The organism is Nonomuraea sp. H19 (assembly GCF_052068215.1).
Lineage (GTDB): Bacteria > Actinomycetota > Actinomycetes > Streptosporangiales > Streptosporangiaceae > Nonomuraea.
Window position 1 is genome coordinate 17,932 of sequence record NZ_JBQHCV010000048.1, and the last position, 8,981, is coordinate 26,912.

13 protein-coding genes and 1 pseudogene are annotated in these 8,981 nt (G+C 69.2%); 8 read left to right on the forward strand and 6 right to left on the reverse strand.

Features of this window, described 5'->3' with window-relative positions:
• Positions 1 to 49 precede the first annotated feature (49 nt).
• A complete protein-coding gene (locus ACTMTI_RS52755) occupies positions 50 to 649 on the forward strand; it encodes a TetR/AcrR family transcriptional regulator (RefSeq protein WP_253744700.1) in 600 nt (199 codons plus the stop codon).
• Between the two features lie 254 nt (positions 650 to 903).
• Here the strand turns inward: ACTMTI_RS52755 and ACTMTI_RS52760 are convergent.
• The 4 genes and pseudogenes from ACTMTI_RS52760 to ACTMTI_RS52775 form a co-directional block, all read right to left on the reverse strand.
• Positions 904 to 2,195: pseudogene (locus tag ACTMTI_RS52760) on the reverse strand (transposase).
• Entirely contained in the window at positions 2,167 to 3,708 is a 1,542-nt protein-coding gene (locus ACTMTI_RS52765; RefSeq protein ID WP_441128557.1) for a DUF4158 domain-containing protein, read from the reverse strand. The pseudogene ACTMTI_RS52760 and the gene ACTMTI_RS52765 overlap by 29 nt, the downstream one beginning before the upstream one ends.
• Before the next feature lie 265 nt (positions 3,709 to 3,973).
• On the reverse strand, positions 3,974 to 4,255 hold the full coding sequence (locus tag ACTMTI_RS52770; RefSeq protein ID WP_441128558.1) for a hypothetical protein: 282 nt from the start codon (positions 4,253 to 4,255) through the stop codon (positions 3,974 to 3,976).
• The gene (locus ACTMTI_RS52775; RefSeq protein WP_441128560.1) at positions 4,255 to 4,920 is read right to left on the reverse strand and encodes a TetR/AcrR family transcriptional regulator; all 666 of its coding nucleotides are present in this window, start codon (positions 4,918 to 4,920) and stop codon (positions 4,255 to 4,257) included. Before ACTMTI_RS52775 ends, ACTMTI_RS52770 begins: the two co-directional genes overlap by 1 nt.
• A gap of 75 nt (positions 4,921 to 4,995) precedes the next feature.
• Between ACTMTI_RS52775 and ACTMTI_RS52780 the strand changes: the two genes are divergently transcribed.
• From ACTMTI_RS52780 to ACTMTI_RS52790, 3 genes are all read left to right on the forward strand, one after another.
• Complete coding sequence (locus ACTMTI_RS52780; protein WP_441128563.1) at positions 4,996 to 5,346, forward strand: cupin domain-containing protein; 351 nt, start codon at positions 4,996 to 4,998, stop codon at positions 5,344 to 5,346.
• A 489-nt stretch (positions 5,347 to 5,835) separates the two neighbouring features.
• The gene (locus ACTMTI_RS52785; RefSeq protein WP_441128564.1) at positions 5,836 to 6,405 is read left to right on the forward strand and encodes an LGFP repeat-containing protein; all 570 of its coding nucleotides are present in this window, start codon (positions 5,836 to 5,838) and stop codon (positions 6,403 to 6,405) included.
• On the forward strand, positions 6,405 to 6,806 hold the full coding sequence (locus ACTMTI_RS52790) for a hypothetical protein (RefSeq protein ID WP_441128565.1): 402 nt from the start codon (positions 6,405 to 6,407) through the stop codon (positions 6,804 to 6,806). Before ACTMTI_RS52785 ends, ACTMTI_RS52790 begins: the two co-directional genes overlap by 1 nt.
• A 13-nt stretch (positions 6,807 to 6,819) precedes the next feature.
• On the opposite strand, the gene ACTMTI_RS52795 is transcribed toward ACTMTI_RS52790, so the two are convergent.
• Positions 6,820 to 7,353: a GNAT family N-acetyltransferase gene (locus tag ACTMTI_RS52795; RefSeq protein ID WP_441128566.1), complete on the reverse strand. Its 534-nt coding sequence runs from the start codon at positions 7,351 to 7,353 to the stop codon at positions 6,820 to 6,822.
• Between the two features lie 117 nt (positions 7,354 to 7,470).
• On the opposite strand from ACTMTI_RS52795, the gene rpmG reads away from it, so the two are divergent.
• From rpmG to rpmF, 4 genes are read left to right on the forward strand one after another with little or no spacing between them, the layout of a single operon-like run.
• Positions 7,471 to 7,635: a 50S ribosomal protein L33 gene (rpmG, locus tag ACTMTI_RS52800; RefSeq protein WP_441128567.1), complete on the forward strand. Its 165-nt coding sequence runs from the start codon at positions 7,471 to 7,473 to the stop codon at positions 7,633 to 7,635.
• 32 nt (positions 7,636 to 7,667) lie between these two features.
• On the forward strand, positions 7,668 to 7,904 hold the full coding sequence (rpmB, locus tag ACTMTI_RS52805) for a 50S ribosomal protein L28 (protein WP_441128569.1): 237 nt from the start codon (positions 7,668 to 7,670) through the stop codon (positions 7,902 to 7,904).
• Entirely contained in the window at positions 7,904 to 8,203 is a 300-nt protein-coding gene (gene rpsN, locus ACTMTI_RS52810) for a 30S ribosomal protein S14 (protein ID WP_441128571.1), read from the forward strand. Before rpmB ends, rpsN begins: the two co-directional genes overlap by 1 nt.
• A 2-nt stretch (positions 8,204 to 8,205) precedes the next feature.
• On the forward strand, positions 8,206 to 8,373 hold the full coding sequence (rpmF, locus tag ACTMTI_RS52815; protein ID WP_441128606.1) for a 50S ribosomal protein L32: 168 nt from the start codon (positions 8,206 to 8,208) through the stop codon (positions 8,371 to 8,373).
• A 74-nt stretch (positions 8,374 to 8,447) separates the two neighbouring features.
• On the opposite strand, the gene ACTMTI_RS52820 is transcribed toward rpmF, so the two are convergent.
• The gene (locus ACTMTI_RS52820; protein ID WP_441128572.1) at positions 8,448 to 8,918 is read right to left on the reverse strand and encodes a signal peptidase II; all 471 of its coding nucleotides are present in this window, start codon (positions 8,916 to 8,918) and stop codon (positions 8,448 to 8,450) included.
• Positions 8,919 to 8,981: the final 63 nt, after the last annotated feature.

Consider the following 8,981-nt stretch of genomic DNA (forward strand, 5'->3'; position numbering starts at 1 on the left):
TATGTCAATCGTATTGGAACAGTCCCGGGGTACGAGGGAGGGGTCGGCGATGCCGAAACAGGTGGATCACCGCGGACGCCGCGAAGCGATCGCCCGCGCACTGTGGCGGGTGGTGGAGCAGCGCGGCGTCACACAGCTGACGATGCGTGTGGTGGCGCAAGAGGCGGGCATGTCACTCGGGCAGCTGCAGCACTACTTCGCCTCCCGGACCGCCATGCTCTCCTTCGCCATGGACTTCGCGTCCGAGCAGACCTCGGTGCGCGTACACCAGGGGCTCGAAAAGCTCGGTGACCGTCCGCACCCCCGTGACGTGCTGCGACTGACGCTCGCGGAAATGCTCCCCCTGCATGCCGACGCCCGCGCGACCAGCCGGATGAGCGCCGCCTACGTCCTGGAGGCGCTGCACGACGAGGCCGTGCACGAGCAGGCGCGCCGCGGCCTCGTCCAAGGGCGGGCCCTCGTCGAGCAGTTGGTCCGCCAGGCGATCGCCGACGGGCACATCGACTCCGGCCGCGACCCGGCGACCGAGACCAACCTGCTCCTCGCCCTGACCGGCTTCACCTCCCTGATCGAACTCGACGTGATCGAGCCCCAGGACGCGCTCGCCGCGATCGACGTGCATCTGGACCGGCTGTTCAGGAGTACGTGACCTGCCCCCGGACACGGGGGCTGGCAGGTGGGGACAAGATCAGCTCTAGTCCGGCCGCTCCCCGGCCTGGTGCCATCTGACCGGCCACCTCTACCTCGGCACCGCGCCCGGCAACGACCGTCCCATCTACGCCCTGAGCGTCCGCGCCGACGCCCGCCGTGCCGAGCCCCATGCACCGTGGCGGTCAACCACTGACTGACCTTCACCCAGCTCCATGTTCGCGCGGCCTCCTGATCAGTTCCCTGAACCGACGCTCAGCTGCTCGCGTGGGCACCGTCGTGGAAGGGACGCAAACCCCCGGCCACATCAGCTCGTGAGAAGGCGTAGCGGCCCAGGAAGTTGATGTGGTCGTACTGGATCGGCGACAGCCGCGCGCACATCTCATCGGTGACCGGGAACCCCTGCTCGCGCAGGTGCTTGACAGCAGCATCCAGATACAGGCTGTTCCACCAGATGACCGCGTTCAACGCCAGACCCAGACTGCCCAGCTGATCCTCCAAACCTTCGCGGTAGCGCTGGCGCAGCTGGCCCCGGTTGCCGAAGGCGATCTTCCGTGCCAGCCGGTGGCGGGCCTCCTGCACGTTCAGCTGGGTGCCGATCATCCGTCGGTAGCCTTCGTCGGCGATGAACTGCAGCAGGTGCAGCGTCTTGGAAATGCGGCCGTAGTGCGCGAACGCCTTGCCCAGGCCGGTGGTGCGGCCGTCGGCCGACAGCATCCGGATCAGGTCGTAGGCGCGCACCGTGCCCATCGTCAGCGAGCCGGCCACCCGCAGCATGTCGCCCCAGTGCGCGCGGATCTTGTCCAGCCGGATGGTGTGGCGGGACATGTGCTCCAGCGGCCCGTAGACGGCGCGGGTGTTGGTCCGCCACAGCCGGGTGTCGGCCAGGTCGGCAATACGCGGGGAGAACTGGTAACCGCAGATCGCGAACAGGCCCGAGACGATGTCGGAATAGCTGGCGGTGTCGGTGACCACCGTATCCGGCTTGGGCCCACCGTCGAGGTTGTGGATGGCGTCCAAGATGAACAGCGAGTCGCGCAGCGTGCCCGGCACCACCAGCCCGCCGATGCCCATCACCTGGTCGTTGACCACGTTCAGCCAGGTCGCACCGCGCTGCCTCGCGAAGTAGATCGGGTTGTGGCCGGTGTGCAGGTTCTGCACCGGCACCACGAAGCGCAGCCCGTCGGCCGAGGCGATGTGCCCGCCACCCCAGCACCGGACGATGTCGAGTTCGGCCTGGGCGGCGATCAGCGGGCGTTGGCCGCCGCGATCGTCTCACCACGCAGGTAACCCTGATCCACCTGCAGCAGCCGGGCCCTGGTCAGCGCGGGCACGTTCGGCTTCTCGATCGGCACCAGGCCCACGTTGCACGCCTCGGCCACGATCAGCGCGGCCAGACTGACCCCGAAGTCCTCCATCGACGGATCGGCACCGGAGATGTGAGTGAAGTCGGCCGGCAGACCGGTGCGGTCAAAGACCTCCAGCAGCAGCTCGGGAAAGTCCAGCCGGGGCAGCATGTCATCCAGCAGGGAACGCAGCTCCTTCATCAGCGACGGCTCCTCGGTCGCGCCGAGCTTCTCCAACTGCAGCCGGCCGCCGACGAACTGCACCGCGGTGTTGGCCCCGAGCCCGTCCAGCACCCGGGCATAAGCGCCCTCCAGCGCGCCGGCGAGCTCGGCCAGATGCCCGGCCGGTTCGACCTCCAACTCCAGCGAGGTGAGGATACGCGGCCGCGCCTGCTGCCACGCATCCCCGTCCAGCAGCCGGGCCCGCGGATCGCTCCACCGCTCCGACCCCTCGGCGAACACATCGCGCCGGCGCAACGCGCCGTGCAGGTGCATGACCGCGCACAGCACGAACGCGGCCTTGTCGATCTGCCCCTCCGGAACATCGGGGTTGCGGTAGACCAGCGGCCGCCACGACCCGGTTATCAGCGCCTCGTGCTCGGCGACGTCGCCAGGGCCGTAGCGGCGACGCCCCTTGGCCATCGCCGCGGCCATGCGCACCATCGCCAGCAGTCGCCTCCGGCGCCGACATCAGCACCTCCACCGCCGAGGCCATCGTGCGCGCCGCCTTACGCAGCTTCGGGAACGTGCGCAGCTGCTCGGCCTTGCCCGCCCGCTCAGCCCGGGCCAGCAAATTCGAGGTGATCAGCAAATCCAGCACGTCCAGGGCGTCATCGACCGACGAGGTCTCCAGGTGCCGCACGGTGGCCAGCAGCGTGGCCGCCTGCCGATCGCCTTCCAGATCCCGCAGCGTCGGCGCCTTGGAGACCAGCCCGTACCGGGCCAGCGCCGACAGCTTCACCACCGGCACCGGCTCCACCCGCACCGCCCCGGCGCCCAACCCGACGATCTCGGCCACCCGATGCAACTCCGCCACCATCACCCGGCCCGAGGCCCGCGTCGGCGCGGTACGCAACCGCTCCAGCTCCGACACCCGCCGATCAGCAGGAACCCGCAGCAGATCGGCCAGCCGCGCCCGCGATTCCGGGCCCGCGCGCTCGGCCAGCGTGCGATACAACCGCGCGTGCTCGGCCCGGCGAACCTCGCTGATCAGCCGGGTCAGCGTCGTGATCCCCGTGGGCAGCAGAATGCCCTCGCGCAGCATGTGCACCACGGCGCGGTCGAATAGCGCTCGCGGTCCCTCGATCGTCGACCACACCCGGGCGGCCAGGTAGTCGCGGACTTCCTGCTCACGTTTGGAGAACTCCGAAAGCTCCAGCAGGTCCCGGATGTCCCAGGCGTGTTCGTAGGCGGTCTTCGGCCGGGTCAGGTACTCGATCGCGCACGCCGGGTCGATGCCGAGCTGCTCGACGACGAACGCCAGCACCACCCCCGGCACATCCAGGGGATCTTCGGCCAGGAAGGTGCCGAGCATTCGCACGGTGCCCCACTGCACCGCCCAACCCAGTTTGGTCGCCGGGCGGCGCTTACCCACCAGCGCCTCCAGCGCCCTGGCATCCAGCCGGAAGAACTGCTCGAGTTCGGCTACCGACACCTCGGGCCGGGACCGGCGATAGCGGGCTACTTGCTCATCTGAGAGGAAATCCACGGGCATGAGCAGGCACGCTAGAGCGCTCAACCAGGGCAAACAGCCCTCGTCACCGAATCGTCTTCAAGATCGTCTCTCTAGCGCCAAAATCCGGTCCGATCCTCCCCGAAGGCCGTCCGGATCGTGGTGACCCCGACGTGGGCGAAGCTGATCGACTTCGAGACGACCCTGCCGAGCGCGGTCGAGGAACTGGTCCGGCAGCGGGCCGAGCGTGAGCGCGCCTGAACACGGTCCCGACCATACTGCTGACCCTCGACGCCGGCCACGGTCTTCAGTCGGCCGTCCGCTCTTCCAGGGCAGCGTGCAGTTCCTCCTTGCCCTGCTCCAGCGCCTCCGCCGCGCTCGGCGGCTTGCCTGCCAGGCGGCAGTACTCGCTTCGCCGGGGCGCCCGCTGCTCGGGCGTGTACAGGTGGTGGCCGGGCCGGCGTAGCGGCACGAAGACGTCCCCCGTGCGCAGCCCGTCCCGCAGGCGCAAGATCACGCAGATGCAGCCGTACGTGGCCGAGCGGTTCGGCGGCTCGGGCCTGCCCCGTGCGATGTGGGGCCGCTCCACTAGGAGTTGTTTCTCGCATGGGGCTCGGAGGCGGATGAGCGGGGCCTCGACGGTGAGGGTGCCGCGCTGACGAGCGCCGCTTGCAGCAGGGCGCGTGCCGACCAGCGCATGGTTTCCACCGCCTCTTCATGGGAGAGGCCGGCGATGTCGGTGAGCCATATCAGCGCTTCGATGCCGCTGGCGGATCGGATCGCCACGGCGAGCCGATGCACGTCGATCTCGGGGTTGGTCTCGCGCAGGGGCGCCAGGGCGTCCTCTATCCAGCCGATGGCTCGCCCTTGGCGTAGAACCGGCTGGTCGGTGTCAGTGGCCGGTTCCAGCGACAGGCGCAGTGAGGTGCGCAGTTGCGGTTCCCATTCGACCGTCATCCGGGTGAAAGTCTCCATGACCAGGTCGAGCCGGGCCTGCGGATCGCTGGGCGCATGCTCGGGCAGCAGCGACTGCTGCTGGGTCTCGGGATGTATGGCGAGCAGCAGCGTGCGCTGATTGGGGAAGTACCGGTACGCCGTTGTCCGGGAGATCCCTGCTGCGGCCGCGGCCTGCTCCACGGTGGGGATGGCCCCTTGTGTCAGCAGCTCACGCGTGGCCGAGATGAGCGCTTGACGCGTGCGGGCCTTTTGCTGATGACGGCCACCCGACTCATATGGTACTGGCATGCCCATCATGGTATCTTCGTCCCATGGGACTTGAGTCCCATATCGGCGTCAGTGCTCTGACGAAGCAGACCGGGTGATGCGCTCATGGACCAAGATCCCACCGCCACGAATCCCGACCTCTATAAACTGATCTTCGAGAACGCGCGCATCCGTGTATTGGAGTACAAGGACAAGCCGGGCGACAAGACCACACCCCATCGGCATCCCGACAGCGTCATGTACACGCTGAGCTCCTTCAAGAGAAGGGTCGCGGCCGGCGGCCGGCAGGTGGATGTCGAGCTCCAAGCCGGGCAGGTGCGATGGGTCGGCGCTCAAGAGCATTCCGGCGAGAACATCGGCGACACCGACACACACACGATCTTTGTTGAGCTGAAGGAACCAGCCGCGAGCGACTCGCCAATGCCTGACGGCTCTCTGGGGCCCAGTACGACCTGACCAGAGCCAGGTCACGTGGCCTCGGCAGCGTCCCTACCAGCTCATCTCGTGCCCGCCCATCGTTGACCTCGTCCCCCTGGCGTCGATCGCGAGATCAGGCAACGGCAGACGCACGCCGGCCGACGAGCCGGTCCCGCTCCCATCCACTCCGGCCTCGTCGGGATGCCGGCAGCAATGAGCCCTTCACCACGGGCCGGCCAAGCCACTCCGGCATGGGAAGCCGGGCCCAGGTGCCGCGCTCGCGCACCGGGCACCCCCGGCTGTTCGAAGGGTTCCGCAGGCCCGGCGCCGGCTTCCGGTTCCCGCCGGGTTTGGCTGGTCACCGCCGTGGCCGCACCATGATCGGCGGATGCCCGGACCACGCGCTCCTGCCGTCGTGCCGATCATGGGTGCCGCACGCCTGGCGCGCCCCGAAGAAACCTCACACACCACCAGAATCGAGACGATCGCATCATGGCAAGTGTTGGCACCAGCCGTACATCCACAGCAATGACCCTGCGCCGCGCGCTATCGATCAGCACCCCGCTCGCGCTGGCCGCAACGCTGTGCGCCGGGGTCCCCGCCCATGCCGGCACCGCAACGGCGGCCACCATGGCGGCCGCGACGAGCGCCTGCGGCATCCAGCCCTACGGCCTGATCGGCGCACGGTGGAGCGAACTCGGCGGCGAGAACAGCGCGCTGGGCTGCCCGCGCACCTCCGAGGTGGACGTCTACCTGAACGGCGTCTGGGCCGGACGCAGGCAGAACTTCCTGCGCGGGCAGATGGTCTGGTCACCCCGGCAAGGGCCCAAGCTGGTGGTGTCGGCCTGGTCGATCGGGGGATACGCCTACGTCGACTGGCGCACCACCGCCCCCCGCTCCTACGACCGCTTCCTCGTCCGCTGGACCAGCGCCGCGGACAGAGCCGGAACACAGCGAGACATCGGCGGCGGCACCAGCGGCCGGATGCGGGTCCGCGTGATGACCACCAGCGGCTACCGATTCATCGTCGAAGGCTGCGACAACGGAACCTACAGCTCCAGTTGCAAGCAGGGCTGGACCCTCTCGGTGACCGCCTGATGGCAAGGATCTCCAGGAACGCCCTGCTGGCCATCGCTCTCGTCATCTCGTCCGGCTGCGGCCAGACGGGAGCCGGCCCACCCTCGCCGAGCCCACCACCCGGGGACGGTCAGAGCGCAACCCCGGCACCCGCCCAGGACCCCTGCGGCGAGACCGCCGGCAAGGTCAAGCAGCATGCGCAGCAGCCCGAAATCCGATCGGTCACCATGCAGGGCCAGTGCACGCTGGTGTCAATCGAGACCACCCTCGGCGACGGCGAGTCAGACACAGCACAGAAGATCTGCGACTCAGCAGCCGAGGTGGCCTACTCCGGCGACACCAACTCCATCAGTGTGCAGGGCAGGTCCGGCAAGGAGCTCTCCGTGGGAATCGCCGGTGCCAAGTGCCTGGCACAGCCGTGAACCCGGAGTTGTCTCATGCTGCCCCTCGTGTGGATCTCAGGAACCAGCCTGGCCTGTCGGAAGGGATCGTGCCGGCCGGCCCGCGTTCCCAGCAGACCTCGCCATCCAGCCACCGGTCCGTGGGGCGCAGGCCGGCCGAGGCGGCGACGGCCGCCGAGGCCGCGTGATCCGGGTGGATGTGCGCGACGACCGTGTCGATCTCCTGCTCCGTGAGCCGGTCGACCAGGGCCCTGGCGGCCGCTCTGGCCAGGCCGCGGCCCTGCCACGGCGTGCCGATCACCCAGGCGACCTCGGCGGTGCGGCCGTCGATCGTGGCCTGTACGTAGCCCACCAGCCGCTCCTCCTCGCGCAACCGGATCACCCAGTTGCGCCAGCCGGGCGGCCCGGCGGCCAGTCGCTCGTAGCGGGTACGCAGCTCCTGCTCGGTGAGCGGGGCGCCGCCGGTGAACTTGTGCAGGGCGGGGTCGGAGAGCACGGCGGCCATCTCGCCGGCGTGCTCCGGGCGCAGGGGGAGCAGGCTGAGGAGCGGCGTCTCGATGGTGTCCACCGGACCACGATAGGGCGGCCGGGCCCGGGCCGGAGCCCCATGAGTGCGCCTCCAGTTGCCAAAATGAAAACCGTTGTCGTTATCATGGCAGGGATTCGCAACCTGGAAGGACCCGCTTTGGCAAGAAACGAGCTGCGTCCGGTGATCAAACTCCGTTCGGCCGCCGGAACCGGCTACACGTACGTGACGACGAAGAACCGGCGTAACGACCCCGACCGGCTCACGCTGCGCAAGTACGACCCCATCGTGCGCAGGCACGTGCCGTTCCGCGAAGAGCGATGACCGCGCCCACGCCGGCGCCATGGAAGGAAACGATGTCCGCACACTGCCAGCTCACCGGCGTCAAGCCGGTCTTCGGCAACAACGTCTCCCACTCCCACCGGCGCACCCGGCGCCGCTGGAACCCCAACATCCAGAGCCGCCGCTACTGGCTGCCCAGCGAGGACCGCTTCGTCCGGCTCGCGCTCAGCGCCCGTGCGATCAAGACCGTCGACAAGATCGGCATCGAGCAGGCCGTCGCCCGGATCCGGGCGCGAGGAGAGAAGATCTGATGGCCAAGAAGAGCAAGATCGCGGCCAACGAGCGCCGCAAGGCCGTGGTGCGGCGCTATGCCGCGCGGCGGGCCGAGCTCAAGGAGCTCATCCGCACCGGCACGCCGCAGCAGCGGGCGCAGGCCGCAGGGGAGCTGGCCCGCCAGCCGCGTGATGCCAGCGCCACCCGCGTGCGTAACCGGGACACCGTCGACGGCCGGCCGCGCGGGCATCTGACCAAGTTCGGGCTCTCGCGGGTGCGGTTCCGCGAGATGGCGCACCGGGGCGAGCTGCCCGGCGTCACGAAGGCGAGCTGGTGACCGTGGCCGTACCCAAGCGCAAGACCTCCCGCAGCAACACCCGGCACCGCCGCAGCCAGTGGAAGGCCGCCGTCCCCGACCTGGTGCCGATCACCGTGGACGGGCGCAAGCTGCTCGTGCCCCGCCCGCTGGTCCGCGCCTATCAGAGAGGGCTGATCCCGATCCGCTGAGGAGTGCGCCGTCGAGCACGTGCACCGGTGTTCAACCGGTGCACGCCGCGGAGACCGGCTCGGCCATCGGGATTTCAGGCGTGCCCCTTGTCGGCTACGTCCCCGAGGGGGACGCTACGCAGGCTGAGCAGCATGAGCACGGCACAGCTCCCGGTGAGGGCGATGTCGGCGACGTTGCCGACGAACAGGCCGCCATAGTCGATGAAGTCGACGACATGCCCCTGGCCGAACCCGGGTGGACGCGAGAGGCGATCAAGCAGGTGGGACGCGGCGCCGCCCAGGAGCCCGCCCAGCGCGGCGGTCCAGACGGGGGAGCGCAGCCGCCGCCCCGCGTACAGGATGGCGGCGACCGCGGCGGCCGCCGCCAACGTGAACACCCACGTCGCTCCCGCCCCGATGGAGAACGCGGCGCCGGGGTTGTACAGGAGCCGCAGCCCGATCAGCGGAGGGATCACCGTGATGCGCTCGCCGTCCGAGAGCGCCGAGACCGCCCAGGCCTTCGACGTCTGATCGATGAGGACGACCAGCGCCGCCAGCATGATCATCCGCCTGTACAGTCGTGGCTCTCCTGCCGCCGCCTGCGAATGTGGTCCGATCGACACGCATAC